Source organism: Actinoplanes lobatus (genome assembly GCF_014205215.1).
GTDB lineage: Bacteria > Actinomycetota > Actinomycetes > Mycobacteriales > Micromonosporaceae > Actinoplanes > Actinoplanes lobatus.
In genome coordinates, this window is record NZ_JACHNC010000001.1 from 3,181,012 (window position 1) to 3,207,312 (window position 26,301).

22 protein-coding genes and 1 pseudogene are annotated in these 26,301 nt (G+C 70.6%); 16 read left to right on the plus strand and 7 right to left on the minus strand.

Going from position 1 to position 26,301, the window contains the following annotated elements; translation table 11 throughout:
- Positions 1–21: 21 nt before the first annotated feature.
- Positions 22–1,326 (minus strand): AAA family ATPase, encoded by a 1,305-nt coding sequence (locus BJ964_RS14805; RefSeq protein WP_188121202.1) that lies wholly within the window; start codon positions 1,324–1,326, stop codon positions 22–24.
- 135 nt (positions 1,327–1,461) lie between these two features.
- On the opposite strand from BJ964_RS14805, the gene BJ964_RS14810 reads away from it, so the two are divergent.
- On the plus strand, positions 1,462–1,839 hold the full coding sequence (locus tag BJ964_RS14810; RefSeq protein WP_188121203.1) for a YbaB/EbfC family nucleoid-associated protein: 378 nt from the start codon (positions 1,462–1,464) through the stop codon (positions 1,837–1,839).
- Positions 1,840–2,827: 988 nt separating this feature from the next.
- Positions 2,828–3,496: a hypothetical protein gene (locus tag BJ964_RS14815; RefSeq protein ID WP_188121204.1), complete on the plus strand. Its 669-nt coding sequence runs from the start codon at positions 2,828–2,830 to the stop codon at positions 3,494–3,496.
- Positions 3,497–3,579: 83 nt separating this feature from the next.
- Here BJ964_RS14815 and BJ964_RS14820 read toward each other — a convergent pair whose 3' ends face one another.
- Positions 3,580–4,488, minus strand: a complete 909-nt coding sequence (locus BJ964_RS14820; RefSeq protein WP_188121205.1) for a hypothetical protein — start codon at positions 4,486–4,488, stop codon at positions 3,580–3,582.
- 131 nt (positions 4,489–4,619) lie between these two features.
- Here BJ964_RS14820 and BJ964_RS14825 point away from each other — a divergent pair, with 131 nt between their 5' ends.
- From BJ964_RS14825 to BJ964_RS14845, 5 genes are all read left to right on the plus strand, one after another.
- Positions 4,620–8,930: an AAA domain-containing protein gene (locus BJ964_RS14825; RefSeq protein ID WP_188121206.1), complete on the plus strand. Its 4,311-nt coding sequence runs from the start codon at positions 4,620–4,622 to the stop codon at positions 8,928–8,930.
- A 339-nt stretch (positions 8,931–9,269) separates the two neighbouring features.
- Positions 9,270–10,940, plus strand: coding sequence for an EAL domain-containing protein (locus BJ964_RS14830; protein WP_188121207.1), 1,671 nt, complete (start codon positions 9,270–9,272; stop codon positions 10,938–10,940).
- A gap of 19 nt (positions 10,941–10,959) precedes the next feature.
- The gene (locus BJ964_RS14835) at positions 10,960–11,349 is read left to right on the plus strand and encodes a cupin domain-containing protein (protein WP_188121208.1); all 390 of its coding nucleotides are present in this window, start codon (positions 10,960–10,962) and stop codon (positions 11,347–11,349) included.
- Between the two features lie 207 nt (positions 11,350–11,556).
- Positions 11,557–12,036, plus strand: a complete 480-nt coding sequence (locus BJ964_RS14840; protein ID WP_188121209.1) for a MarR family winged helix-turn-helix transcriptional regulator — start codon at positions 11,557–11,559, stop codon at positions 12,034–12,036.
- Positions 12,037–12,090: 54 nt separating this feature from the next.
- Positions 12,091–13,176 carry an S-(hydroxymethyl)mycothiol dehydrogenase gene (locus BJ964_RS14845; RefSeq protein ID WP_188121210.1) on the plus strand — a complete coding sequence of 362 codons (1,086 nt, stop codon included), beginning with the start codon at positions 12,091–12,093 and terminating at the stop codon, positions 13,174–13,176.
- Positions 13,177–13,188: 12 nt separating this feature from the next.
- On the opposite strand, the gene BJ964_RS14850 is transcribed toward BJ964_RS14845, so the two are convergent.
- The gene (locus tag BJ964_RS14850) at positions 13,189–14,532 is read right to left on the minus strand and encodes an MGH1-like glycoside hydrolase domain-containing protein (RefSeq protein WP_188121211.1); all 1,344 of its coding nucleotides are present in this window, start codon (positions 14,530–14,532) and stop codon (positions 13,189–13,191) included.
- A 587-nt stretch (positions 14,533–15,119) separates the two neighbouring features.
- Here BJ964_RS14850 and BJ964_RS14855 point away from each other — a divergent pair.
- The 3 genes from BJ964_RS14855 (at position 15,120) to BJ964_RS14865 (ending at position 19,605) form a co-directional block, all read left to right on the plus strand.
- Positions 15,120–16,226 carry an FAD-dependent monooxygenase gene (locus tag BJ964_RS14855; protein WP_188121212.1) on the plus strand — a complete coding sequence of 369 codons (1,107 nt, stop codon included), beginning with the start codon at positions 15,120–15,122 and terminating at the stop codon, positions 16,224–16,226.
- Between the two features lie 134 nt (positions 16,227–16,360).
- Complete coding sequence (gene ctaD, locus BJ964_RS14860) at positions 16,361–18,118, plus strand: aa3-type cytochrome oxidase subunit I (protein WP_188121213.1); 1,758 nt, start codon at positions 16,361–16,363, stop codon at positions 18,116–18,118.
- A 155-nt stretch (positions 18,119–18,273) separates the two neighbouring features.
- Positions 18,274–19,605: an MFS transporter gene (locus BJ964_RS14865; protein ID WP_188121214.1), complete on the plus strand. Its 1,332-nt coding sequence runs from the start codon at positions 18,274–18,276 to the stop codon at positions 19,603–19,605.
- Between the two features lie 64 nt (positions 19,606–19,669).
- Here the strand turns inward: BJ964_RS14865 and BJ964_RS14870 are convergent, their stop codons facing one another.
- Genes BJ964_RS14870 through BJ964_RS14880 form a run of 3 tightly spaced genes read right to left on the minus strand, consistent with a single transcriptional unit; the run spans position 19,670 to position 22,032 of the window.
- On the minus strand, positions 19,670–20,170 hold the full coding sequence (locus BJ964_RS14870) for a GNAT family N-acetyltransferase (protein WP_188121215.1): 501 nt from the start codon (positions 20,168–20,170) through the stop codon (positions 19,670–19,672).
- Positions 20,160–20,738, minus strand: coding sequence for a nicotinamidase (locus BJ964_RS14875; protein ID WP_188121216.1), 579 nt, complete (start codon positions 20,736–20,738; stop codon positions 20,160–20,162). The genes BJ964_RS14870 and BJ964_RS14875 overlap by 11 nt, the downstream gene beginning before the upstream one ends.
- 7 nt (positions 20,739–20,745) lie before the next feature.
- Positions 20,746–22,032 carry a nicotinate phosphoribosyltransferase gene (locus BJ964_RS14880; RefSeq protein ID WP_188121217.1) on the minus strand — a complete coding sequence of 429 codons (1,287 nt, stop codon included), beginning with the start codon at positions 22,030–22,032 and terminating at the stop codon, positions 20,746–20,748.
- A 119-nt stretch (positions 22,033–22,151) separates the two neighbouring features.
- Between BJ964_RS14880 and clpS the strand changes: the two genes are divergently transcribed.
- From clpS to BJ964_RS14905, 5 genes and pseudogenes are all read left to right on the plus strand, one after another.
- A complete protein-coding gene (clpS, locus tag BJ964_RS14885) occupies positions 22,152–22,442 on the plus strand; it encodes an ATP-dependent Clp protease adapter ClpS (protein WP_188121218.1) in 291 nt (96 codons plus the stop codon).
- Between the two features lie 36 nt (positions 22,443–22,478).
- Positions 22,479–22,979, plus strand: coding sequence for a DUF2017 domain-containing protein (locus tag BJ964_RS14890; RefSeq protein ID WP_188121219.1), 501 nt, complete (start codon positions 22,479–22,481; stop codon positions 22,977–22,979).
- Positions 22,980–23,032: 53 nt separating this feature from the next.
- Positions 23,033–23,529: pseudogene (locus BJ964_RS14895) on the plus strand (Mov34/MPN/PAD-1 family protein).
- Between the two features lie 51 nt (positions 23,530–23,580).
- Positions 23,581–23,925 carry a MoaD/ThiS family protein gene (locus BJ964_RS14900; RefSeq protein WP_188121221.1) on the plus strand — a complete coding sequence of 115 codons (345 nt, stop codon included), beginning with the start codon at positions 23,581–23,583 and terminating at the stop codon, positions 23,923–23,925.
- A 23-nt stretch (positions 23,926–23,948) separates the two neighbouring features.
- Positions 23,949–24,914 carry a PLP-dependent cysteine synthase family protein gene (locus tag BJ964_RS14905; protein WP_183224894.1) on the plus strand — a complete coding sequence of 322 codons (966 nt, stop codon included), beginning with the start codon at positions 23,949–23,951 and terminating at the stop codon, positions 24,912–24,914.
- 4 nt (positions 24,915–24,918) lie between these two features.
- Here the strand turns inward: BJ964_RS14905 and BJ964_RS14910 are convergent, their stop codons facing one another.
- On the minus strand, positions 24,919–25,290 hold the full coding sequence (locus tag BJ964_RS14910; RefSeq protein ID WP_188121222.1) for a hypothetical protein: 372 nt from the start codon (positions 25,288–25,290) through the stop codon (positions 24,919–24,921).
- Positions 25,291–25,539: 249 nt separating this feature from the next.
- Between BJ964_RS14910 and BJ964_RS14915 the strand changes: the two genes are divergently transcribed.
- Positions 25,540–26,286, plus strand: a complete 747-nt coding sequence (locus BJ964_RS14915) for an MBL fold metallo-hydrolase (protein WP_183224892.1) — start codon at positions 25,540–25,542, stop codon at positions 26,284–26,286.
- The last annotated feature ends 15 nt before the right edge of the window (positions 26,287–26,301 follow it).

Here is a 26,301-nt window from a genome sequence, read left to right on the forward strand (position 1 = left end):
GTATCGATGGTTACCGTTGGGTTACGTTCGGTGTAAATGGGCCAGCATCGACTGATTCGCCTCCCATCCGTCCGGGAACTTGACCGGCACGTTGAGATGGACCGGCTCGGTCGACGGGTGCGCGTCGAGCAGCTCGGCGATCCCGGCGCGGGCCACCAGCACGCAGGCGTGCCGGTGCCGTGAGGTCAGCACGCACAGCCGCCCCGACTCCAGGTGGAAGGCGGTGGCGTCGCGCCGGCCGGAGAGCGGGTGCAGCACGACGGTCAGGTCGTACTCCCGGCCCTGTAGACGGTTCGCCGTGTCCACGGTGACCTCGGCGGCCTCCGGTGGCAGCAGGGACCGGATGGCCGCCACCTGGTCGCGATGGGCCGCGCCGATCGCGATCCGCTCCGGCGTGAGCCGCCCGCTCCCGGCCTCGGAGACGGCGATCCCCTCCCGGGTCAGGGCGCGTGCGGCCAGTTCGGCACAGGCCGCGGCGGCCTCCCCATCGGTACGCACGGTGAAGCGCTCCGGCAACTCGTGCAGCCCCCAGCCGGTGGCCGCCGCGGTGTCCAGCACCGTGTCGAGCGCGTCCCGCGCGGGCTGCTCGAAGGTGAGCGTGCGATCGCCCGGCCCGGTCCCCGAGCGGAAGCCGGTGAACGGGTAGAAGGCCCGGGCCACCACCGGCGCCGCCGACGCGGGCAGTCGCCAGGAGACCGGCAGCCGGTGCACCGGAAGCTCCGGATTGTGCCGCAGCAGGACGGCCACCGCGCTCTGCATCGGGTCCCAGGAGAGGCCGATCCACCGGTCCACCTCGACGGTCGAGAACGGGTCGAGCTGTCCGGGGTCGCCGACGAACAGCGCCCGCTCGAACCGGGGCGCGACCCGCAACAACGCGTCCGAGCGCATCTGGTACGCCTCGTCGACGATCGCCCACGGCCACCTGCCCTCGGTCACGGTGGCCCATTTCGCCGCCGTGCCGATGGTGACCGGTGGTGAGCCCAGATCGGCCACCTTGGCCGCCACCCGGCACCGGGGATGCGCCCGCACCCGGGCGGTCGGCTCGTAGTCGACCGCGGACAGCCGGCCCACCCCGATCTCCGGCGACCGGGCGCCGAGACGGTCGATCAGATCGTCCACCTGCTCATTGGTCTGCGCCACGATCATCAGCGGCGCGCCGGTCGCGGCCAGCTCACCGGCCGCCCGGACCACCAGGGTCGACTTGCCGGCGCCCGGTGGGGAGTCGACCACCACCCCACGGTGGGCGCCGCTGAGCAGATCGTCCAGGACAGCGGCGATGACGGTGGCGGCCTCCTCGGCCGGCGTGACGAGCGCGTGCGAACTCACCCCGGCACGGTATCGCCCGCCCCTGACAGAACCACGGTTATCCACAGACCACGGTTGTCCACAGGCCCGTCCCCGGGCTCGCGCCGATCTCACTACCGTCTGCCGCGAAGTCGTCACGCTGGATGGGGAGGCGCCATGTTCGACGGCCGGGATCTGCACGAGGCCGAGCGGTGGATCGACGAGTGGCGGTGCGCCATCGACGAGCGGGCGGACCGGGCCCGCATCCTCTCCGTCCGCCTGGCACGGCTCTCCGAGACCGCCCGCAGTCCCGACGGCCTGGTCACCGTGACGGTTGGTGCGGGCGGCGACATGACGGCGCTCGACCTCGGCGAGGGCATCCGCCGACGGCCCGCCGGCGACACCGCGCGGGAGATCATGGCGACCCTGCGGGCCGCCCGGAGCCGGCTGCTCACGGCCGTGACGGCGGTTACCCACGAAACGGTGGGCGCGGATTCCGCGACCGGTCGCGCGGTTGTCGAGGCCTTTACGGCCGGGGTGAACCGAACCGATTAAGCACGGAGCGGGCCGGCCGCACTCCGGAATGGCGGGCGAATGGGATTCGTTGACCCGACATTCGAAGTACTTTCCGGCGCAATTTTCCGGTACGAAATTAATTTACCCCTCGGTAGGGAAGGATCTTGCCTGCTGGGGCGCGGGTAGGGGTGGTCGACGGGAAAGGGGAATGGGGGCGAGAAACGGCACGCAGGCGGTCCGGAAATGCGCCGACCGGCCACGGATCCGGGTGCGGTGGAAAGCGCTGCAACGTTTCCGCTGGTGACGACCCGTGAAGGGCGGTTCCCGGGCGGTTTGGGGTGGGGTAGGGAAAACGTCCCGGGGGGTGCGGCCTTCGCGCCCGTGGGCAGGCCCGGCTGTGAGCAACATGACAGGCGCCGCGCGTCCGGGTGGAGCCGCGCCGGACCGTACGGAACGTGATCGGCGAGGCGTGACCAGCCTCGCGTCGGAGAGCGTTTCCCGGTCCGGCCGCTCGCTTCATGAGCGAAGTGACGGGTATCCGACAGTTGGCTCCCGCCGGTTGACGGTGTGGCCCGGCGGTGGGCCGTGCCGGTCGCGGCCGGTCGGCCGGGTGGTGAAAAGGGACGCGCGTACTGCAACGCATTTCACCTCCTCCGGGGTGCGCCGACCGGGCCGCCGAGTGATCGATCAACTCGGGCTGTCGCAGGTCACGCGGTATTTGATCACGCCTTGTGAAACGATGTTTGCCTGTGTGTCACCACTCGGAAATAACTCTCGGCTTCACTGGCAAGTGTCGGCGAATAGTGAAGCGGGCGTGCAACTTGCGCGCGCCCTTCATCGCGCAAGTTGCACGTTTCGCGGTTCGCCGCGCCGCCGCTCCAGCGTTGTGGCAAAGCGTTGATCGACATGCTCGATTTCATTCAAGGTTGTTTTTGTGATCTCGCCGTTGCCCCTTCCAGTCGATCATTGGAAGTGCAACTCTTCTAGCCAGCAGTGACGTCGGCATCACGGACGGTGGTGGTGGAGAATGCGTCCAGACGTTCTCGTCGGTCCGAGCGATTGGCTGATCGAGCAGTTCGGCGACAAGGTCGCCGACGAGCTGTGGACCCGGGTGCCGGAGGCCTTGAGCACGGCGATCGACCGCGAGGTCCACGCTCACCCAGCCATGACGCAGACCATGGAGCGTGTGCTCGCCAACCCCCGTTGGCCTCTTCCGTACGAGGAGTTGGTCCTCTTCCTGGGCACACTGCCCGGGGCGGAGATCATCAGCGTGCCGCGCTCGGTCTATCAGCTGGTCCTGATCAACGGGCATGTGGTCGTGCCGTGGTGCTACGGCCAGTCCGCCCGGATCTCCATGCGGGATGCCGAGGTGGGCCGCTCGTTCGGCCGTCTCGCCCGCGAGCTCCTGCGCCGCTTCGGCCCGCCGTGGCGCCGCTCCCCGGTGGAGGCCCCGCTACCGCTCGACGCCGTCGACGAGCGCGAGGTCGCCAAGATCTGCGCGGCGATCGGCGGCATCGAGCCGAAACCCGAGGTGATCATCGCCGGATACGCGGGAGCGCCCAACCTCGGTCTGCTCCGCGCCTGCCTCGGCGAGATCAAGTCCACTGACAACGGCACCCTCAACTGGAGCCACCTCGACGATCTGCCGCTCCCGCCGCCGGTGATCCCCCGGCCGCGCCGGATGCAGTTCCCCTGACGGTAGGCCGAAAGAAGGCCGCGGGCCGCTCCCGGAGGGGAGCGGCCCGCGGCCTTCTTCATGGCCAGGAACGGCAGGAGGGATCAGGCGGCGGGGCGCTCGGCCTCCGGCGTCAGGTAGGCGGTGGAGAACGGCTCCCGGCGCGCCCGCATGTCCGCATACGCGGTGACCAGCAGCGGTGTGATGTAGATGCCGGCGACCAGGTAGTACAGGCCACTCCACAGGCTGGACACGATCGCACCGGGCGTCCCGCCGATGGTCAGCTCCAGCGCGGCCCCGATCCCGGCCAGCACCATCGAGGCGCCGATGGTGACCGCCCAGATGCTGCCGATCCGGGCCAGGCTGGCGCCGATGTCGGCGTGGAAGAGGGAGAAGCTGCGCCCGATCCCCGCACCCCGCTCGATGGTGACCACCACCGGGAGGACCATGAGTGCCGCGCTGACGTACAGGATGGGCAGGAAGCAGGCGAGGAACGCCAGGGCGCCGAGGAAGCCGGCGAGGATCTGCCATCCGATCACCGCCGGGCCGCGGCGCAGCGCGGTGCGGAGTGCCTCGCGCAGGCTGACCGGCTGGCCGGTGGCCGCGAGGACGACGAGCCGGACGGTGGCCGAGGTGACCACCGCGGACACCAGCGCGGCGACCAGGGTGGCGGCCAGGAGCCAGCCGACCGCCGTCATGAACCCGCTCAGCATCGAGAGGTCCGGCGGATCGGTCTGGTCGAGCGCCGCGGCCTGGAGCTCCCGCTGTTCGGTGGTCATCAGGACGTTGGCGGGCACGGTCAGCGCGAGCAGCGGCAGGAGGGCGACCGCGTTCAGCTTCAGCGCGGGCTTCCAGATCTTCTTCGCCAGTGCTCCGGCCCGCGCCCACCAGCCCTCATAGCTCGGGCTGACCAGCGGGTCATCCGGCATGGCGTAGTACGACGGAGGAATTGCCGGCGGCTGCGCCGGCCAGTAGTGACCGTTGCCGTCCAACTCCGCCCACCCCTGATTCACGTGTATCCCCAAGACCATCGATGCAAGATCAGCGGGCGTCACCTTAGCGGTTCCTCATGCCTGCGCGCCGCCCCCGAAACGGCCTGGTACGCAGGCTCACAGGATCAATCTCACGCCCTAGACTCCCGAGGATGGCCGAGCAGCGCGAATCGCCCTCCACGATCCGGGATCGGGCCGTTGCGGTCGCCGACTATCTGCTCGCCGTCCGGGCCCAGATGGACCGTCCGGCGCGCACCGTCCCGGGCGACGCGCACTGGCTGCACACGCTGCCCCGCCACCCGGAGTGCCAGATCGGCCCGGGCACCGACGGCTCCTCCTGGCTCCGCGTCGGCCGCCCCGAGCTGCCCGCCCCGGTGGCGGTCCCGGCCGCGCTGCGCCGGCGCCTACGCGGTGAGGTGGTCGCCGGTGCGGAGCCGACCGCCGAGCCGAATGCGGAACCGGCCGCGAAGGCGAATGCGAACCCGGCCGCGAAGGCGAATGCGAACCCGGCCACGAACCCGGCCACGGACCCGGCCACGGAGCCGCCCACGGAGGGCGCCGGCGACGACTTCGAGACCTGGCGCGACGAGGTCTGGCGCCCCTGGTCGCTGCTCACCGCGGCCACCGAGCAGACCCGTGAGCTGCACCGCCGCCTCTTCGACCGGATGCACCAGCTGGACATGGCGACCGCCACCACCGAGCTGGTCTGGGGCCACGGCATCGTGGAGACCGTGATCGACGGCGCGCGGGTCCGCTATCCGTTGGTCGCCACTCCGGTTCTGATCGAGTACGACGCCGACCGTGCCCTGGTCACCGTCTCCCCGGCCGGACCGTCCCGCCTTCAGGTGGAGGCTCTGGCCGGGCTGGACGACCGTCACCTGGCCCAGCTGACCGCCCTGACCGGCCCGGGCGGCGCCGTCGAGGTCGACCTGTGGAACGACGTCGACCGCCGCGAGCTGTTCGAACGCGCCCTCTCCCGGCTCGGTTTCGACCGGGCGATCGTGGACGGCCCGGAGAACGGGCCGAAGAAGGGGGCGTTCATCCGGGACGTCGCGGTGCTCTTCGCCCGGCCCCGGCAGCGCCACCTACGCGGCTTCCTGGAGAGCCTGCGCGACGGCCTCACCAGCGGCGACATGCACCGGGTGGGTGCGCTGGCCGCGGTGGTGGCGCACGAGCCGAGCCGTCTGCTGATGCCGGACGACCGCCCGGAGACCTGGGAGCGGGTGGGGGAGCGGCTGCTCATGCCGCTGCCGACGAACGAGGCGCAGGAGTCGATCGCGCGCCGCCTCGCCCACCACCGGAACGTCGCGGTGCAGGGCCCGCCCGGCACCGGCAAGACGCACACGATCCGCAATCTGATCTGCCATCTCATGGCGAACGGCAAGCGGGTGCTGGTGGTAGCGCAGAAGGAGGAGCCGCTGCGGGTGCTCCGGGACGGCCTTCCCGAGGAGGTGCAGCCGCTCTGCCTCGCCGTTCTCGGGCGGACCACGGACCAGCTGGTGCAGTTGCAGCTGGCGGCACGCGAGTTGTCCGACCGGGCCGCCACTCTGGACAAGGAGGCCGAGGGCCGCCGGGTGGACCTGCTGACCCGGAACCTGGAGGAGGCGGAGCGGGAGCTGGCGGTGGCCATGGCCGGGTTGCGGCTGATCGCCGAGAGCGAGGCTCAGACGTACCAGATCGGTGGGGTTGCTCTGATGCCCGCCGAGGTGGGCGCGTGGTTGCGTGAGCGCGCCGCCGCGCACGGCGGCATCCCGGATCCGGTCTCCGGTCCGCCGCCGCTGACCATCGAGGAGTTCGCCACCCTGTTGAAGCTGGCCGCCCGGCTGACGGCGGAGGATCGTGCGGCCGCGATGCGCCCGCTTCCGGAGATCTCGGATCTTCCGGACGCCGCTTCCGCGGCTGCCGCCCGGGCGAAGACGGCGGAGACCGAGGAGCGCATGTCGCTCCTGGCGGATCAGGGCGTCGACATGACAGCGGTACGCGGTGAGCGCCGCACCGGCATGTCGGATCTGCTGGCCGACCTGCGCGAGGCGGTGTCCTGGCTGAAGCGCCGCGAGGGCACCTGGACCGATCGTCTCGGCCGGCTGCTGGACGACCCGCACTGGCGCACCCTGTGGAACGACCAGGTGGTGCACACCGAGACCCTTTTCGCCGAGCTGGCCACCCTGGCCCGGGAGGTGACCGGGCACCGGATCGCGATCCCCGGCCCGATTCTGGCGGAGCCGAAACTGCTGCTGTCCCGCCTGGCCGAGGTCCGTCAGCGGTTCGCCGCCGGGAAGAGCCTGAACCGCCTGCTCCAGCCCGGTCTGTTCCGGCTGGCCGACGAGGTCCGGGTCGACGGGGAGCCGCTGCGCACGGTGGCCGACGTCGATCTGGCGACCGCCGGCGTACGCCGTGAGCAGGCCCGCCGCCGACTGGGTGACGCCTGGTCGGAGTGGGTGGACCGATTGCAGGTCCCGGAGCCGCCGGGCGGCTGGGGTGACCCGGAGGTGTGGGCCGGCACGTTGCTCGCCGAGGCGAACCAGTCGCTCGACTTCGATCTGAACCGCTGGCCGCCGCTGGCCCGGCGGATCGCCCCGCTGATGCCGCAGCGGGAGCTGGTCGTGGACGCCACCGGCCTGGCCGGGGTGGCCGACGCGTGCGAGGCGGCGGCCGAGGTGTTCGGCCTGGAGCAGGCGCGGGCCGTGGAGAAGGCGGTCGCCGAGCGGGTGGCGGCCTGGCCGGAGCTGGCCGAGTCGTGGCGCACGCTGGACGACTGGGACTCCTCGATCGGCGAGGTGCGCCGGCTGGTGCTGCTCCAGCCGGACGTGATGCGGTTCGACGCCGCCTACCACCGGCTCGTGGCGGCCGCCCCGGAGTGGGCCGCGATGATCGCCGGCGGTGAGCACCCGGTGCTCTCCGGTCAGGCGGTCCTGTCGGCGTGGGAGTGGCGGCGCGCCCAGACCTGGTTCGACGGGGTGGTCGGCGAGGTCGATCCGGCGGTGCTGTCGCGCCGGGTGGAGCGGGCCCGGTCCCGGATCCGGAGCCTGACCGCGGAGCTGGTGGTGGCGTCGGCGTGGCTGGAGGTGTCCCGGGCGCTGGACGACCGGCGCCGGGCCGCGCTGGCCGACTGGGCCACCGCCCTGCGCAAGATCGGCAAGGGTACCGGGCGGGGCGCCGCGACCTGGCAGGCGCACGCTCAGCGGGCCATGGAGTCGGCCGTGTCGGCGGTGCCGGTCTGGGTCATGTCGGTGGACCGGGCGATCGAGCAGTTCGCCGGCGGCGCCCGGTTCGACGTGGTGATCGTCGACGAGGCGTCCCAGGCCGATCTCTTCTCCCTGCCGGTGCTCACGCTCGCCGAGCGGGCCGTGGTGGTCGGCGACGACCAGCAGATCGGCCCGCAGCTCGGGTTCGTGGGCCCGGTCACCGGCCTGATCCGGCGGCATCTGGACGGGGTGCCCTCGGCCGAGCACTTCGACCCCGAGTCCTCCCTGTACGACCACGCGGTCCGCCGCTCGCCGGAGCGGATCCTGCTGACCGAGCACTTCCGCTGTGTCCCGCAGATCATCGAGTTCTCGTCGCGGCACTACTACGACGGCAGGATCCGGCCGTTGCGGGCGGACCGTCCGTCCCTGCCCCCGATCCAGACGGTGTTCTGTGAGAGCGGGGAACGCCGGCCGCTGGCCGGGTACGGCGACGTGAACCTGGAGGAGGCCACCGCACTGGTCGACCGGGTCACCAAGATCGTGGCCGATCCGCGGTACGACGGCCGCACCCTCGGCGTGATCAGCCTGCTCTCCAGCAGCGGGCAGGCCACCTACCTGCTGGAGCAGTTGCGTGAGGCGATCGGCGAGGACGAGATCCAGGCACGGCGGTTGCGGGTCGGTGACGCGTACACGTTCCAGGGCGACGAACGCGACGTGGTGCTGATCTCCACCGTGGTGTCGGAGCGGGATCCCCGGATCGCGGCGTTCACCAAGCGCGACTACCACCGGCGGATCAACGTGGCCGCCTCCCGGGCCCGGGACCAGCTCTGGATCTTCCACTCGGTGCGGCCCGGGGCACTGCTCGACGACGACGCCCGGGGACGGCTCCTGTCGTACGCCGTCGATCTGCCCGCGGAGGCCGCGGCGGCCGATCCGGCCGTGCACTGCGAGACCGATTTCGAGAGGGACGTGCTCAAGCTTCTGGTGGGCCGCGGGTACCGGCCGATTCCGCAGTTCCGGATCGGGGACTACCGGATCGACTTCGTGCTGAACGCGCCGGACGGGCGGCGGCTGGCGATCGAGTGTGACGGCGACACCTACCGCGGACCGGACCAGTGGGAGAGCGACATGCGGCGGCAGTCCGTGCTGGAACGGGTGGGGAATTGCGTCTTCGTCCGCATCCGTGGCAGTGTCTTCGCGCGCGAGCCTGAGGTGGCGATCCGTCCGGTCTGGCAGCGGATCGGTGAGCTGGAGATCACTACGGTCGACGGCGACTGATCCGTCACGCACCGCGCGACCGTCGTCGCGCTGGGTGCATGTTCGGGCCTGGATTCAGGTAGGGAAATGCGGAAGGTTCCACAGCAAATACACGTAGTGACTGTCTGTCATGGATCAGGCGAGGCCATTTCGGTGGAATTGTAAGGGAACGAGGTCCTCCATTCGGTTGTTTCGTTACTCTGGATGGGCGATAATTCCCTGCTCATGGCCTTGCCTGCGGATACGTCAAAACTTTGACGCTTGCGTCCACTGTTACTACGGCCCGGTGACAGGTCGTAATAGGTGAGGGGTCTTGATGGCTGCGGGAACAGCCGTGCACAAGGGGGGAGGTGGCGGCATATGACGGTGCCCGAAGAACGGGAGCTCTGGACTCCCGCACCGCCGCACACCCTGCCGGAGCCACGGCAGCCCGCCGACGACCGGGCCGCGTGGTTCACGTACACCGCCGCCGGTGACCAGATCGTCTGGTCCGCGGCGCTCTCCGCGATGGTCGGCCGCGCCCCCACCGAGAAGGGGATGACCCGGCAGATCCTCGCCCGCCACGTCCACCGCGACGACCACGCCAAGGCCCTCGGCGCCATCACCGAAGCCTGGACCAGCCAGAACACCGTGCTCATCACGGTCCGGCTGATGCGCGCCGACGGCGGCTGGTTCGACGTCGACTGCACCCTCGAACCGATGGCCGGGCCGGACGGCACGGTGCGCGGCATCCGCGGCACGATCCGCGACGTCTCGGCCCGCGAGCGGGCCCGCCGCGAGTCGGCCCGCCTCACCCGGCGCGGTGAGACCGTCCAGGCCTCGCTCGTCGAGCCGGATCCGGCCACCGGCCTGCTCACCCGGGCGCGCTTCGCCGACGAGGTCGACCGCGCCCTGCGCGGAGCCGGGGGCGCGCTCCTGGTGCTCCGGGTCCAGGCCGGAGAAGCCGACGGGGTACGCCCGGAGTACAACGCCGATCTGCTGCACCGCATCGCCCGGCTGCTCGAGGACCAGGTCCGCCCGGAGCACCTGCTCGGGCGGGTCGGCCCCAACGAGATCGCCGTGCTGTTCGCCCGGACCATCTGGCGGGCCGCCCGTGAACAGGCCCGGGTGCTGATCGAGGCGCTGCGCGAGGCGGCGTGCGTCTGGGGCGGCCTGGTCCGGTTCGAGCAGGACGCCGAGGCCGGCAGTCACGGCCTGCTGATCGACGCCGAACAGGCCTGGCGGCAGTCCCGGGAGGCGGACCGCCCGCTGACCCTGGTGGCGCACCCGGTTCCGGTCCGCGACCGGCAGGGCTCCTACCGCTCCCGGGTCGCCGACGCGCTCGGCACCGACCGGTTCACCCTCTACTCGCAGCCGATCCTGGAGTTGCAGACCAACCGGGTGACCCGGCACGAGCTGCTGCTGCGGGTGATCGACGAGAGCGACGGCCCGCAGTCGCCGATCCAGGTGCTGGACGCCGCCGAGCGGCTCGACGCGGTCTTCGACATCGACCTCTGGGTGGTGGAGCGGGCCATGCGGCTCGCCGCCGAGCAGCCCGGCCTGTGCCTCCAGGTCAACCTGTCCGGCCGGTCGGTCGGCGATCCGCGGCTGACCAACGAGGTGGAGAAGCTGCTGGACCGCTATCAGGTGGATCCGGCGCAGCTCACCTTCGAGATCACCGAGACGGCGCTGATCGGCAACCTGAGCGAGGCCCGCCGGTTCGCCGACCGGGTCCGTGACCTGGGCTGCGGTCTGGCGCTGGACGACTTCGGCTCCGGCTACGCCTCGTTCCGCTACCTGCGGCTCTTCCCGATCGACCTCGTCAAGATCGACGGGGAGTACGTGGTGGACCTGGTCGACAACCCGCAGGACCAGGTGCTGGTCCGGGCCCTGGTGCAGGTCTGCCAGGCGTACGGCATCCACACCGTCGCCGAGTTCGTGCAGGACGAGGCCACCCTGCGGATGCTGCGGGAGCTCGGCGTCGACTACGTGCAGGGCTACCTCATCGGCCGTCCGGCGCCGGTTCTCCCGGGCCGATTGCGGAGTGCCTGACCCGGGTAACGGTCCAGGCATGGAGCACTTCACGATTGCCACTGTCGCTGAGCAGAGCCCCGATTTCCGCCGTGTGCTCTGGACCGGGAAGCACACCCAGCTCGTGATCATGACGGTCCCGCCGGGCGGCGAGATCGGCGAGGAGATCCACGAGGTGGACCAGATCCTCACCTTCGTGAGCGGGATCGGCAAGGCCGTCGTCGGCGGCCGGACCCGCAAGGTCGAGCAGGGAGACCTGGTCGTGGTGCCCGCCGGGACGAAGCACAACTTCCTCAACGACGGCCCGAACCCGCTTGTCCTCTACACCGTCTACGGCCCGCCGGAGCACGCCGACGGGGCGGTGCACAAGACCAAGGAAGAGGCCGACGCGGCCGAGGAGGCCGGCAAGGACGAGCCGCCCGCCGCATGAGAAAACCTTTTAGGCACACGGCGCCGGAACCGGCCGAGGCCCCCCAGCCAGCCGGTTCCGGCGCCGTGTCGGGGTGAAAGTCCCCGGACAGCGTACCCGCCCAGGTTCACGTAAGTCGATCGAATCCAGGGCCGATCCGTAACGCCTTCTGTGGATCTCGGCTGTCCGGCCACTACCGTAGCCGTCGATCGCCACTAACCTGCCAGCATGGACGAGCCTCGCTGGTTGACCGATGAGCAACAGCAAGCCTGGCGGCAGGTGGTCGAAGTACTCGTCCGGGTGCCGGCGGCGCTCGAGGCCCAGCTCCAGCGGGACGCCGGTCTGACCCACATGGGCTACCTGGTCCTGATGACCCTCTCCGAGCGGTCCGACCGGCGTCTGTCGATGAGTCACCTGGCGAAACGGGCCAGCGCCTCGCTGTCCCGGCTCTCCCACGTGGTGGCCCGGCTGGAGGAGAAGGGCTGGGTCCGGCGGGAACGCGACGCCGCGGACGGCCGGGTCCAGATCGCCGTGCTCACCGGCGCCGGCTGGGAGAAGGTGGTGGAGACGGCGCCCGGGCACGCGGAGGCCGTACAGCAATTGATCTTCGATCGGCTCACCCCCGGGCAGGCCCGCCAGCTCGCCAAGGCCGCCGAGGCGCTGCTGGAGACGCCACTGGAGGTTCGTTCCCGTCCCGTTTCCCGGTGAGATCTGCGAGGCTGTCCTGATCGGACCAGCCACCGGTGAAGGGTCGTGGGAAGCATGAGTCAGCGGGTGCGGGGCGTGATCGCCCGGGAGAAGGGCAAACCGGTCGAGGTGGCCACCATCGTGGTGCCCGACCCAGGGCCGGGCGAGGCGGTGGTGAAGATCCAGGCCTGCGGGGTCTGCCACACCGACCTGCACTATCGCGAGGGCGGGATCAACGACGAGTTCCCGTTCCTGCTCGGCCACGAGGCGGCCGGGGTGGTCGAGGCGGTCGGCGCCGGGGTCACCGATGTGGCGCCGGGCGACTTCGTGGTGCTCAACTGGCGGGCCGTCTGCGGCAACTGCCGGGCCTGTCACAAGGGCAAGCCGTGGTACTGCTTCGCCACCCACAACGCGGCCCAGAGGATGACGCTGGAGGACGGCACCGAACTGTCCCCGGCCCTGGGCATCGGCGCGTTCGTGGAGAAGACGCTGGTGCACGCCGGCCAGTGCACCAAGGTCGACCCGTCCGCCCGGGCCGCCGCGGTCGGCCTGCTCGGCTGCGGCGTGATGGCCGGCATCGGCGCGGCCATCAACACCGGCGGCGTGACCCGCGGCGACTCGGTCGCGGTGATCGGCTGCGGCGGGGTCGGTGACGGCGCGGTGGCCGGGGCGGCCCTGGCCGGCGCGACCACGATCATCGCGATCGACACCGACGACCGGAAACTGGAGTGGGCCCGCGGGTTCGGGGCCACCCACACGATCAACGCGCGCGAGCACGACGTGGTGGAGAAGGTGCGCGAGCTGACCGGCGGGTTCGGCGCCGACGTGGTGGTCGAGGCGGTGGGCCGGCCGGAGACGTACCGGCAGGCCTTCTACGCCCGCGACCTGGCCGGGACCGTGGTGCTGGTCGGCGTGCCCACCCCGGAGATGACCATCGAGCTGCCGCTGCTCGACGTCTTCGGCCGGGGCGGCGCCCTCAAGTCCAGCTGGTACGGCGACTGCCTGCCCACCCGCGACTTCCCGCTGCTCACCGAGCTCTACCGGCAGGGCCGGCTCGACCTGGACGCCTTCGTGACCGAGGAGATCGCGCTGGACGAGGTCGAGCAGGCCTTCGCGAAGATGCACACCGGCGACGTACTCCGCTCGGTGGTGATCTTCTAAGCGGCCGTTCTCTCAGGCGGCGCGGGCGTAGGCCGGGGCGGACCGGTCGGCCAGCAGGTCCAGGCAGAGGGCGGCGGTCCGGCTGAAGGCGGAGGTGCCGAGGCCACCGCCCTCCTCCGGGTGGAAGTACTCGAAGTGGCCATTGCGGTGCACCAACCGGAGCAGGCTGCGGCGCAGTTCCTCCGCCTCGTCCCGCCGGCCGTGCACCAGCAGGCCCCGGCGCAGCAGCCAGTTCACGTTGATCCAGACCGGGCCGCGCCAGTAGCGGTGGGCGTCGAACTCACGCGAGGTCCGGTCGTGGCTGGGCGCCGGCAGCCCGAACCGTTCCGACCGCAGCTCGGCCAGGATCCCGTCGACCTGGTCCGCCTCCAGATCCGGCAGCATGAGCGGCAGCAGCCCGGAGACGCAGTGTGCCGGGCTGAGCCGCCCGGTCCGGACGTCACGCGCGTGAAAGGTGCGGGTCTCCGGGTTCCACAGCCGCCGCCCGATGGCCGCCGTGACGTCGCGCGCCCGCTCCCGGTGCCGGCGCGCCTCGGACGGGCGGCCCAGCACCCCGGCGATCTGCGCGAGCGCCAGCTCGGCGGTGGCCAGTACGGCGTTGAAGCCGGGACACTCGACGACGAAGGCGTGCCGCTCGGCGAGCCCGGTGTCGGAGTAGCCCCCGGCCCGGTAGTCCAGAACGAGACCGGCGTACCGGGCATCATCCGTGCCGGCCGGAGGGTGAGCCGCGCCGGGGACCGCGGGGTCCGCCGGCACGGCGGCCAGCGCCTCGTCCCAGGCCGGGCTGTCGTCCAGCCCGGACTCCCACGGATGAACGATGGACGCCAGCCCACCGCCGCCCACGTCCCGCCGGTCGCCGAGGTACTCCTGCTGCGCCACCAGCCGCGGGTAGAGCCGGTCGAGCTCGATCCGGGCCTGCTGGACGGCGTCCGCGCCGTGCGCCGCGGCATGCCGGTAGACCTCCCACGCGGCGAGCGCGTGCAGCGGCGGCTGGACCAGCCCGGTGCTGCTCAGGGCGGGCCGCCCGGCGTAGGCGGGCACGTTCCAGAACCCGGGCCCGGGAAAGTGGGCGTCCTCCGGGGTGTCCGGGTCGAAGGCGATGTGCGGCACCCGGCCGTCCGGCCACTGGGCCGCGAAGAGGCTGCCCAGATCCCGCCAGGCGCGCGGCTGGTTCACGTAGGCCAGCCCGATCGCCGTGAACGCCGTGTCCCAGCTCCGCTGATGCGGGTGGAGCGAGTGCGACGGCACCGTGTGGTCACCCACCCAGTTGGCGTCGAGCACCCGGACCGCGGAGGTCCACAGCTCCGCGCACACCTCCGGGATCACCGGCAGTGACGGGGACAGGTCGGGGTGCATCAGACAAATGGCCTTTCCGCTGGGCCGCCCGGTGAGACCCACTCATCGGCCGTCAGGGACCGGCCTGCAGGAAAATGGGCGCACGCATTCTGGCGTCGCCGGCCCATTTTGATCAAGCGCGGATGTGCCGCCACAACCTGCTGCGCCGGCCGGGCGGACCGGGGGATTCCAGGCGCTTCGCGAAGACTCCCGGCAGGCCCTGATCGTGCCGCCACCAGGGCGAACCCGCCGCCGCCCGGGAAGTACGGCGGCGGCGGAATACACCGGTGCAACTCGATCGGCGGGCGAAACTGTCGTACCCCGGTGGTTTGCTCTCGGCATGCACACCGCACTGCACCGTCACTACCGGCACCGCCGGGCCATCGCCCTGGCCCGTGCGGGCCGCGCGTTCGCGGTTCTGGCCATAATGGACGGTCCAGACCGGACGGACAGTGCGGACTGTCCAAGTAGCTTGACTCTGCGTGGTGTGCAACCTCAGATGTTGTACAAATCGGACCAGTTGCTGACCGAGGGTGTTCCCCGCGTCGGTCGCCGCCGGTAGTGTTCTGGCTCCGACGCGTATCCATCGACAAGAAGGCGTTGGTGCGATGACCTTGCGCATCCTCGTGGTGGGCGCCGGCATCGCCGGCCTGGCCGCGGCCCGTGGGCTGCGAGTCGCCGGCTTCCGGCCGGAGGTGGTGGAGGCTCTGCCCGCCACTGTCGTCCCAGGAGCCGGCATCTACCTACCAGGCAATGCCTCCCGCGCGTTGCGCCTGCTCGGGCTCGACGTTCCGTTACGCCCGCTCGGTGACCTGATCTTCCGGCAGGTCTTCCTCGACCAGCGCGGCCGCCAGCTGTTCGAGATGGACGTCGCGGGTCTCTGGGCCGGGGTCGGCGAGTCCCGCGCGCTCTCCCGCGCCGACCTCCAGCAGGTGCTGCTCACCGGGGTCGGCGGCGAGGTGCGTTTCGAGACCGAGGTGCGCGACCTCCAGGTCGTCGACGGCGCCGCCAAGGTGGAGTTCTCCAACGGCGGCATCTCCGAGTACGACCTGGTCGTCGGCGCCGACGGCCGGCGGTCGATGATCCGGGACCGGGTGGGCCTGGGCGGTCCGGCCGTGCCGACCGGGCAGATCGTCTACCGCGCCGTGGTGAGCGGCGGCCCGCCGCTCACCGACTGGACCGCGGTGCTCGGCCGGCGGTCGCAGTTCGTGGCCATGCCGATGGGCGGGCGGCGGCTCTACTGCTACGCCGACGAGACCGCGCCGGACACCCCCAATCCGGACGACCCGCGCGCCCGCCTGCGTGAGCTCTTCGAGGGGTACGGGGGCCCCGTCCCGGCCATCCTCGACAAGATCGAGAAGGTGCAGGTCGCCCGCACCGACGAGGTGGTCCTGCCGGCCTGGTCCAAGGGGCCGGTCGTGCTGGTCGGCGACGCGGCGCACGCCACCGCGCCGACACTGGCCCAGGGCGCCGCGATGTCCTTCGAGGACGGCTACGTGCTCGGGCAGGAGCTGCGGTCGGCCGGGGGCGACATCCCCAAGGCCCTCCGAGCGTACGAGGATCGCCGTCGCCCGCGCTGTGCCGAGGTGCGCGAGCGGACCCGCGAGCGGGACCGGACCCGGGACGTGCCACCCGCTCTGCGCGACCCGATGTTGCGCCGTCGCGGAGTTCGCATCTTCACCGATCACTGCCGGGCGCTGGTGGCGCCGGTCTGACCGGGCGGCGCGGCCGCCGTGCCCTTTGGTCACCCCGCTAAGGCCGAAAGTAGGTGGGGGACTATTCTGCCACCGGAGTACGCCCGATCATCGGGATATCCCGAGAGGGACGAACGAGACAACGGAGGCAATTCGTGACGACCGTTGCGCCGTCGCCGATCGCGACCCGACCATATCCGGTGCGGCGGCAGGTCAAGGGCTCGGCGTTTGCTCGGATCCTGCGCACGACGGACGCGAAGCAGATCGGGATCATGTACATGATCACGGCCTTCGTGTTCTTCCTGCTGGGTGGCCTGATGGCCCTTCTGATGCGCGCCGAACTGGCCCGGCCGGGCATGCAGGTGCTCTCGCCGGAGCAGTTCAACCAGCTCTTCACCATGCACGGCACGATCATGCTGCTGTTCTTCGCGACGCCGATCGTGTTCGCGTTCGGCAACTATGTCGTGCCCATCCAGATCGGCGCGCCTGACGTGTCGTTCCCGCGGCTGAACGCCTTCGCCTACTGGCTGTACCTGTTCGGCGGTCTGATCACCATCGGCGGGTTCCTCACGCCGGGTGGCGCCGCCGACTTCGGCTGGTTCGCGTACACGCCGCTGAGCAACTCGCTGCACTCGCCGGGCATCGGCGGCAACATGTGGGTGGTCGGCCTGGCCATCTCGGGTCTGGGCACGATCCTCGGCTCGGTCAACCTGATCACCACGATCCTGACCCTGCGCGCCCCGGGCATGACCATGTTCCGGATGCCGATCATGACGTGGAACATGCTGGTCACCGCGCTTCTCGCGGTCATGGTGTTCCCGTTCCTGGCGGCCGCGCTCTTCGCTCTCGCCGCCGACCGCGTGCTCGGTGCCCACGTCTTCGACGTGGAGACCGGCGGGCCGATGCTCTGGCAGCACCTCTTCTGGTTCTTCGGCCACCCCGAGGTGTACATCATCGCGCTGCCGTTCTTCGGCATCATCACCGAGGTCATCCCGGTGTTCAGCCGCAAGCCGGTGTTCGGCTACAAGGGCCTGGTGTCCGCGACGCTGCTGATCGGCGCGCTGTCGATGTCGGTGTGGGCGCACCACATGTTCGCGACCGGCCAGGTGCTGCTGCCGTTCTTCTCGTTCCTGAGCTTCCTGATCGCGGTCCCGACCGGCATGAAGTTCTTCGTCTGGATCGGCACCCTGTGGCGCGGCCAGATCAGCTTCGAGTCGCCGATGCTCTTCGCGATCGGCTTCATGGTGACGTTCCTCTTCGGTGGTCTGTCCGGCGTCCTGCTGGCCTCGCCGCCGATCGACTTCCACGTCTCCGACTCGTACTTCGTGATCGCCCACTTCCACTACGTGCTCTTCGGCACGATCGTGTTCGCGGTGTTCGCCGGCATCTATTTCTGGTTCCCGAAGATGTTCGGCCGGATGCTGGACGAGAAGCTCGCCCGGATCCACTTCTGGCTCACCATGATCGGCTTCCACGGCACGTTCCTGGTGCAGCACTGGCTCGGCACCCAGGGCATGCCCCGCCGGTACGCCGACTACCTGCCGGACGACGGGTTCACCTTCCTGAACACGTTCTCCACGATCGGCTCGTTCATCCTGGGCCTGTCGACCCTGCCGTTCATCTACAACGTGTGGAAGTCGTACAAGGTCGGCCAGCTCGTGACCGCCGACGACCCGTGGGGCCACGGCAACTCGCTCGAGTGGGCCACCAGCACCCCGCCGCCGCTGCGTAACTTCGACCGCATGCCGCGGATCCGCTCCGAGCGGCCCGCCTTCGACCTGAAGTTCCCGCACCTGGCCGCCGGCGAGCAGTCGCTGGCCGGCCCGCCGGAGGGTGGCGCCCGGCCGCTCACCTCGGAGTCCGACGGTGGCGCGACCTACCAGGAAGACGTGAGCACCGACCGCGATCGCTGATCGCCCGGCGTTCCCCGAACGGCCCGCACTCTCCGGAGCGCGGGCCGTTCGGCGTTTCTGCGGCGCTCGTCACAGCGCCCGCTGGAGGGCCGGTAACGCGTTGGATTTGTGTCGTACCTCCACGGCAGGATGGGCGGCGGAGGTCAGGATCCGACATGTTGCTCACGCCTTACCGCGAAACACTCGCGCTGCCGAAGATCACGTCCCTGCTGGTCGTCGCCACGCTGGCCCGCGTGCCGATCGCGGCGGGCACGGTGGTGCTCACCCTGCACGTCGTCCAGGGCCTCGGCATGAAATATGTGGCGGCCGGCCTGGTCGGTGCGGCGTCGACGATCGGGGGCTCGATCGGCGCGCCGGTGATCGGGCGGCTCATCGACCGCTGGGGGCTGCGGCCGATCCTGCTCCTGACGACGGTCGCCGAGGTGATCTACTGGCTCGTCGCGCAGGCCCTGCCCTATTCGGCGCTGCTGCCGGTCGCCGCGGTCGGTGGATTCCTGGCCCTGCCCGCCTTCTCAGTGGCCCGGCAGGCGATCGCGGCGCTCACCCCCGAGTCGCACCGGCTGCCCGCGTTCGCGCTCGACTCGATGACCACCGAGCTGTCCTTCATGGCGGGTCCCGCGCTCGGCGTGCTGATCGTGACGACCGCCGGCTCGCATGCCGCGATGTATTCCCTGGCCGTCGGCATCCTGCTGGCCGGCGTCGGCCTGTGGCTGCTGAATCCGCCGGTCCGGGGCGCTCACGAGGCCCCGGTGGCGAGCGGTGAGCGGCCGCCGCGGAGCAGTTGGCTCAAGCCCCGCTTCGTCGCCGTCCTGGCCGTCACGATGGCGGCCACCCTGGTCCTCTCCGGCACCGACGTGGCGGTGGTCGCCACGCTCCGGGCCTCCGGCGAGGTGGAGTGGGCGGGCCTGGTGCTCTCCCTGTGGGCCTTCTTCTCCCTGGTGGGCGGTTTCCTTTACGGCACCGTCCGGCGCGGCCTGCCCACCCTGGTGATCTTCGCCCCGATGGCGGTGCTGACCATCCCGGTCGGCCTCGGCGGCGACCACTGGTGGCTGCTGGCCCTCCTCCTGATCCCGGCGGGCGCCCTCTGCGCCCCCACCATCACGGCCAGCTCCGACGCCATCAGCCGGATGATCCCGGCCGCGGCGCGCGGCGAGGCCATGGGCATGCACAACTCGGCCCTGACCGTCGGCGTCGCCCTCGGCGCCCCGCTGGCCGGCCTGGCCATCGACCACCGCGGCCCGGCCTGGGGCTTCGTCGCGGTCGGCGCGGTCGGCGTCCTGGTCGCCCTCCTGGTCCTGCCCACCGAGTTCCGCCGCCGCCGAACCCCACGCCGGCCCGCCACCGGCCCGGCGCCGTCCCGGGCCTCCGAGACTCTTCCGCCCGCCACCGGCCCGGCGTCCTCCGCGGACCCCGCAGCCTCCTCCGGCTCCGTGCCGCTCTCCGGCTCCGTGCCTGTCCCCGGTGGTCTCCCAGCCGGTTCCGCGTAGCCATGCCGGACCGGCGGGCACGGGCGTAGCCGTCGGGTCCCTGCCGCCGGAGGCGGCGTGCGTGTCAGGGCTGGTCGAATTCGTGGTACATGACGTGCAGGCCTACCGGGCCGTGGGACGGGTGCCGGAAGGACCGGGGGACGGTGCCGATGATCTGGAAGCCCTCCCGCTGGTACAGGGCGACGGCGGCCGTGTTGGTCTCGACCACGGCGTTGAACTGCATGCTCGCGAACCCCTGCCGGCGAGCCCAGCCGACGGCGTAGCGGCACAGCGCGGTCCCGGCCCCGCGACCACGGGCGGCGGGCGCGACCATGAAGCTGGCGGTGGCCACGTGCGATCCCGGGCCGGGGCGGTTGGCGCCCATCTTGGCGGTGCCCACGATCCGGCCGTCGAGCAGCGCCACGACGGTCAGGCCCGGTGGCCGCTCCACCCAGATGTCACGGGCGACTGTCTCGCTCATGGCCGGGCCGTAGGGAAACGTCTCCTGAGCCTGGACCACGTCCTGGACGATGGGCCACACCGCGGGCCAGTCGGCCCCGGTGAACGGCCGGATCTCAGGCGTCAACGACAGGCTTGCCGGTCATGGCGATCGAGGCGGCGCGGAACTGCTCCAGGGCGGCGTCGGTGGTGCCGCGGGCCACACCGGCGGTGAGTTCCAGCAGCACGGTGGTGGTGAAGCCCTCCGCCGCGGCGTCCAGCGCGGTCGCGCGTACGCAATGGTCTGTCGCGATGCCCACGACCTCGACCTCGGTGACTCCCCGGCCCCGCAGCCAGCCGGCGAGGGTTTCGCCGTCCTCGGTCCTGCCTTCGAATCCGGAGTAGGCCGCCTGGTGGGCGCCCTTGTGGAAGATCGCCTCGATCCGGTCGGTGACCAGCTCGGGGTGGAACTCGGACCCGGTGGTGCCGACGACGCAGTGCGCCGGCCAGGTGTCCACGTAGTCGGGGTGCTCGCTGAAGTGTGTCCCCGGGTCGACGTGGTAGTCCTTGGTGGCGACCACGTGCTCCCAACGATCGCCGGCCCGGTCGAGCACCAGCGAGATGCCCTTGGCGACCGCGGCGCCGCCACCGACCGGGAGTGAGCCGCCCTCGCAGAAGTCGTTCTGCACGTCCACGATGATCAATGCGCGTGACATGGTGCCCCTAGGTGGTGGGAACGATGACGACGGGGATCGCGGGGTCACCCGCGGAGAGCTTGAGGCCCTCCCACGGGATCGAGATCAGATTCTGCCGCAGGTGTTCGCGGGACTCCTGGAGGCTCGGTGCGTGGAGGACTTCGCCGTCGGCGATCCAGGTGCGCTGGAGCAGCCGGTCGTTGGTCTGATGGTCGGGCACGCCCTGGGAGAAGATGATCTCCTCGGTGGCGGTGCCGGTGGGCTTGTGCCGCCGGATCGCGGTCTTGCGGCCGCCGACGGTCGCCTTGTTCTCCGAGCGCTTGACCACCGGGCGGCCCTCGACCTCGACCAGTTTGTAGACCAGGCCGGCGGTGGGCGCGCCGGAGCCGGTGACCACGGCGGTGCCGGCGCCGTACATGTCGACGGGTTCGGCGGCGAGGGTGGCGATCGAGTACTCGTCCATGTCGCCGGAGACGATGATCTTGGTTTCGGTGGCGCCGAGCGAGTCCAGCAGCTCCCGGGACTGCTGGGCCAGAACAGACAGGTCGCCCGAGTCGATGCGGATGGCCCGCAGGTCCGGCCCGGCGATCGCGATGGCGTTCCGGATGCCCTGGCTGATGTCGTACGTGTCGACGAGCAACGTCGTGTTCTTGCCCAGCGTGGCCACCTGCGACCCGAACGCGGTCGGCTCGTCGTCGTGCAGGAGGGTGAAAGCGTGCGCCGACGTGCCGGTGGTGGGGATGCCGTACGCCCGGCCCGCCGCGAGGTTGGACGTGGACGCGAACCCGGCCAGGTAGGCGGCCCGGGCGGCGGCGACGGCGGCCTGCTCGTGGGTGCGCCGGGACCCCATCTCGATGATCGGGCGCCCGCGGGCCGCGGTGACCATCCGGGCGGCGGCGGCCGCGATGGCGCTGTCGTGGTTGAGCACCGAGAGGATGAGGGTCTCCAGCACCACGCACTCGGCGAAGGTGCCGGAAACGGTCAGGATCGGTGAGCCGGGGAAGAACAGCTCGCCCTCCGCGTACCCCTCGATCTCGCCGGTGAAGCGGTACTCCGAGAGCCATTTGGCGCAGGTCTCGTCGACGATCCCGGCCGAGCGCAGGAACTCGATCTCGCCCGCGGTGAAGCGGAAGTCGTGGATCGCCTCGACCAGGCGGCCGGTGCCCGCGACCACGCCGTAGCGCCGTCCGGTGGGCAGCCGCCGGGCGAACACCTCGAAGACGCAGTGGCGGTCGGCGGTGCCGTCCCGCAGTGCGGCGCTGACCATGGTCAGCTCGTACTGATCGGTCATCAGGGCCGGCGCGATGGTCTCCACGGGCAACACCCTATTGCGCTCGCCGCCGCGGCGTCGCCCGTGGGGCTCGACGCGGCTGTTGACCTGCGGTTCGATGCTCCGGTTCACCGGTTGGCCGAATCCGGTGGCAACATGGGGGCATGGCGTTGCCTCAGGTTGTTCCCGTCGAGACGCCGGAGATCGAGGAAGTACCGGCCGGGGACCGGCCGTGGGTGACCATCGTCTGGGACGACCCGGTCAACCTCATGTCATACGTGACCTGGGTCTTCCAGAAGCTCTTCGGATTCAGCAAGGAGAAGGCCGAGAGGCTGATGATGGACGTGCACACGAAAGGCAAGGCGGTGGTCTCGACAGGTGCGCGTGAGCGCATGGAGATGGACGCCAACCAACTGCACGGATACGGTCTCTGGGCCACGGTCGACCGGAGTTGACCGTCCGGCGGTCCCGACAAGCGGGTGGGGAAGAAGATGTTCCGACGCAGCGGTGGCCAGTGTGTCGCCACGTTCGCGCACGATGAGGTGCGGGTCCTGCGGAAGGTGGCCGCTGAGGTGGTCGGCCTGCTGACCGACGGGATGGATCACACCGATCCGGTGGTGTCCCGCCTCTTCCCGGACATCTATCCCGAGCTCCCGGAGGACTCGCAGGAGTTCCGCCTCTACACCGAGGGCGATCTCAAGACCAGCAAGATCGACCAGGCCGGCGCGATCCTCGCGGCCCTGCCCGACGAGGGCGAGGGCGAGGTGCGGCTGGACGGTGAGGCGGCCGAGGCCTGGCTGCGCGCGATCAACGACGCCCGCCTGGCCATGGGCACCCGGCTGGAGATCCAGGCCGACACCGACCTGGGTGAGGAGCTGGACAACGCGGTCCTGGAGGACCCGGGTTCGAGCCGGGTGTTCCAGCTGTCGGTCTACGCCTACCTCGGCTATCTCCAGGAGTCGCTGCTCAACGCGCTTCCCGAGATCCGGTAGGTGTGTGAACCGCCACGGTGGGGCCCGGGAAATCTCACGGTAATGTGAACGGCGTGCTGACCATCGACCGAGCGATCATCGACGCGATCGTCGCCCACGCCCGCCGGGACCACCCGGACGAGGCCTGTGGCGTCGTGGCCGGAGAGATCGGCAGTGACGTGCCCCGTCGGCACATCCCGATGGACAATGCCGCGCGTTCGATGACGTTCTACGAGTTCGACTCGATGGAGCACCTGCGGGTGTGGCGCGAGATGGACGACCTCGACGAGGAGCCGGTGGTCATCTACCACTCGCACACCGCGACCGAGGCCTATCCCTCCCGGACCGACGTCTCGTTCGCCGGCGAGCCGAACGCGCATTATCTCCTGGTCTCCACCCGCGAGCCGGACTCCGAGGAGATCCGGTCGTTCCGTATCGTGGACGGTGTGGTGACCGAGGAAGAGGTCAACATCGTGGATGCGACGGTGAAGGCGTGATTTCCACAGCTGTGCAGTCGTACATGTTCGGGCAGAGCCCGGCATCGGTCTTCTACGAGTGTCGCTGCCGGTAAAGCGACCAGGTAAAAGCCCGTCAAGTTCGACTTCTCTAGGAGATTCCAGCCATGGCTATCGAAGTTCGCGTCCCCACCATCCTGCGCAGCTACACCGGCGGTGCCAAGATCGTCGAGGGCGCCGGTGACTCCCTCATCGAGCTCATCGACGACCTGGACGCCAAGCACAACGGTCTCAAGGGCCGGCTGATCACCGCCGAGGGCGGCCTGCACCGGTTCGTGAACATCTACGTCAACGACGAGGACGTCCGCTTCCTCGGCGCGCTCGACGCCAAGCTCAAGGACGGCGACTCGATCACCATCCTCCCGGCCGTGGCCGGTGGCGCGCTCGGTTTCGCGGCAGCCGCCGCCCTGATGGGCAGTAACCTGTCCGACCGCCCCACCCGCCGCCCGTAAGCCGGACTGAAGGTTTCTGTCTGATGGCTCGTTACGAGAGCCTGCTGGACGCGTGCGGGGGCACGCCGCTCGTCGGCCTGCCCCGCCTCTCACCGGCGGTGCCCGAAGGGGCGCCGCCGGTGCGGCTCTGGGCCAAGCTGGAGGACCGCAACCCGACCGGCAGCATCAAGGACCGCGCGGCCCTGTTCATGGTCCGGGAGGCCGAGGAGTCGGGGCATCTGCGCCCGGGCGACACCATCCTCGAACCGACCAGCGGCAACACCGGCATCGCCCTGGCCATGGTGGCCAAGCTGCGGGGCTACCGGCTGGTCTGCGTGATGCCGGAGAACGTGTCGGCCGAGCGGACCCAGCTGCTGCGGATGTACGGCGCGGAGATCATCTTCTCGCCGGCCGCCGGGGGCTCCAACCAGGCCGTGGCGACCGCCAAGCAGATCGCCGCCGAGCACCCGGACTGGAAGATGCTGTTCCAGTACGGCAACCCGGCGAACGCCCGCGCCCACTACGAGACCACCGGTCCCGAGCTGCTGCACGACCTGCCCACGATCACGCACTTCGTGGCCGGGCTGGGCACCACCGGCACGCTGATGGGCACCGGCCGGTTCCTCCGGGAGAAGATCGAGGGCATCCAGATCATCGCCGCCGAGCCCCGGTACGGCGAACTGGTCTACGGCCTGCGCAACATCGACGAGGGCTACGTCCCCGAGCTGTACGACGCCTCGGTGCTGACCCGGCGCTTCTCGGTCGGCACCCGGGACGCGGTCCTGCGTACCCGGCAGCTGATCGAGGTGGAGGGCATCTTCGCGGGCTTCTCCACCGGCGCGGTGCTGCACGCGGCGCTGGCGGTGGCGCACGAGGCGGTCCGCGCCGGCAACCGGGCCGACGTCGCCTTCGTGGTGCCCGACGCCGGCTGGAAGTACCTGTCGACCGGAGCGTACGGCGGCACGCTGAACGAGGCCGAGGAGGCGCTCGAAGGTCAACTGTGGGCGTGAGCCCTCAGTAGGCCAGCGCCACCATCACGTCGGCCGCCATCGGTGGGGCGGCGGCGAGCAGCAGGACCCAGGGCAGGAAGCGCCGGTGGATGGAGAGGAAGGCGGCCACCACCGGCGCCACGCTCAGCATGGTGAGCGCGGCCAGGGCGGGCAGGTACCAGGCCGGCGCCCCACCGAAGACGGCGATCACGGCGTAGAGGCCGACGCCGACCCCGCAGATCCCGAGCACGGTCCCGTAGAGGGCGATCGCGAGCACCCGGGCGGCGCCGGGCGCCGGATCATCCGGGGTGGGGAAGCGGAAGACCGCCGGTTCCTCCGGGTGCCGCTGCGGCGGCACCACGACGCGGGTGGTATGGCCCTGCTTCAGAGCGGTCATGCCGCCTCCGTCCGACGACCTTCTTCGGCGTTCACCCAGAGCAACGCGGATAGATCACCGGACGTGACGGTGCAAAGGTGATGAGCTGGTCGAAGGTGCTGTGACGTGCGTTGTCGATTTAGCGACAAATCGATCAGTTGTTAACGCGAGACACTGGTCGGGGCGTACGCTTCGCACCGTGATTGACTGGTCGGTGGGGGTGTGGACGGCGATTTCGAAGCCGACCCAGTGTGAGCCAGAGGGACCCGGATGCGACTAACCGTTCTCGGTTGTGCCGGCAGTTTTCCCGGCCCCGAGTCGGCTTGTTCGGCCTATCTCGTGGAGGCCGACGGGTTCCGGCTTCTGATCGACTTCGGTTCCGGGGCGCTCTCCGCCCTCCAGCGGTACTCGGACATGCGGCGCGTCGACGCCATCCTCCTCACCCACCTGCACTGCGATCACATGCTCGATGCGTGCACCTATGTGGTGGTCCGCCGCTACGACCCGGCCGGGCCGCTGCCGGCCGTGCCGGTCTACGCCCCGATGGGCGCCGCCGAGCGGATCGCCGCCGCCTACAGCACCGAGGGCGAGCCGGTCGACGACGTCTACACCTTCTACGGCCTCCAGCCGGGGACGTTCCCGATCGGGCCGCTGACGATCACCGTCGACCGGGTCAATCACCCCATCGAGACGTACGGCGTCCGCGTCGAACACAACGGCCGGGTGCTGACCTACTCGGCGGACACCGCACCCTGCGAGGCGCTGCTGCGCCTGGCCGCCGGCGCCGACCTGTTCCTGTGCGAGGCCAGCTATCAGGACGGTGTGGTCAATCCGCCCGACCTGCACCTGACCGGTGGAGAGGCGGGCGAGGCGGCCACCAAGGCGGATGTCGGAAAGCTGCTGTTGACCCATCTCGTCCCGGCGTGGGCGAGTGAGGCATCTATTGTGGAAGCGGCCACCGCCGCCTATGCGGGGCCGGTCGAAGTCGTCCGTCCCGGTGCCAGATACGATCTCTAGGCCGGACGGGGGGTA

Coding starts and splice junctions, on each gene's coding strand:
- BJ964_RS14855 (WP_188121212.1), top strand. CDS start 15,120: ATGACCTTGCGCATCCTCGTGGTGGGCGCCGGCATCGCCGGCCTGGCC.
- BJ964_RS14900 (WP_188121221.1), top strand. CDS start 23,581: ATGGCTATCGAAGTTCGCGTCCCCACCATCCTGCGCAGCTACACCGGC.
- BJ964_RS14905 (WP_183224894.1), top strand. CDS start 23,949: ATGGCTCGTTACGAGAGCCTGCTGGACGCGTGCGGGGGCACGCCGCTC.
- BJ964_RS14865 (WP_188121214.1), top strand. CDS start 18,274: ATGTTGCTCACGCCTTACCGCGAAACACTCGCGCTGCCGAAGATCACG.
- BJ964_RS14835 (WP_188121208.1), top strand. CDS start 10,960: ATGGAGCACTTCACGATTGCCACTGTCGCTGAGCAGAGCCCCGATTTC.
- BJ964_RS14815 (WP_188121204.1), top strand. CDS start 2,828: ATGCGTCCAGACGTTCTCGTCGGTCCGAGCGATTGGCTGATCGAGCAG.
- BJ964_RS14915 (WP_183224892.1), top strand. CDS start 25,540: ATGCGACTAACCGTTCTCGGTTGTGCCGGCAGTTTTCCCGGCCCCGAG.
- BJ964_RS14910 (WP_188121222.1), bottom strand. CDS start 25,290: ATGACCGCTCTGAAGCAGGGCCATACCACCCGCGTCGTGGTGCCGCCG.
- BJ964_RS14830 (WP_188121207.1), top strand. CDS start 9,270: ATGACGGTGCCCGAAGAACGGGAGCTCTGGACTCCCGCACCGCCGCAC.
- BJ964_RS14840 (WP_188121209.1), top strand. CDS start 11,557: ATGGACGAGCCTCGCTGGTTGACCGATGAGCAACAGCAAGCCTGGCGG.
- BJ964_RS14810 (WP_188121203.1), top strand. CDS start 1,462: ATGTTCGACGGCCGGGATCTGCACGAGGCCGAGCGGTGGATCGACGAG.
- BJ964_RS14890 (WP_188121219.1), top strand. CDS start 22,479: ATGTTCCGACGCAGCGGTGGCCAGTGTGTCGCCACGTTCGCGCACGAT.
- BJ964_RS14850 (WP_188121211.1), bottom strand. CDS start 14,532: ATGCACCCCGACCTGTCCCCGTCACTGCCGGTGATCCCGGAGGTGTGC.
- BJ964_RS14875 (WP_188121216.1), bottom strand. CDS start 20,738: ATGTCACGCGCATTGATCATCGTGGACGTGCAGAACGACTTCTGCGAG.
- BJ964_RS14845 (WP_188121210.1), top strand. CDS start 12,091: ATGAGTCAGCGGGTGCGGGGCGTGATCGCCCGGGAGAAGGGCAAACCG.
- BJ964_RS14825 (WP_188121206.1), top strand. CDS start 4,620: ATGGCCGAGCAGCGCGAATCGCCCTCCACGATCCGGGATCGGGCCGTT.
- clpS (WP_188121218.1), top strand. CDS start 22,152: ATGGCGTTGCCTCAGGTTGTTCCCGTCGAGACGCCGGAGATCGAGGAA.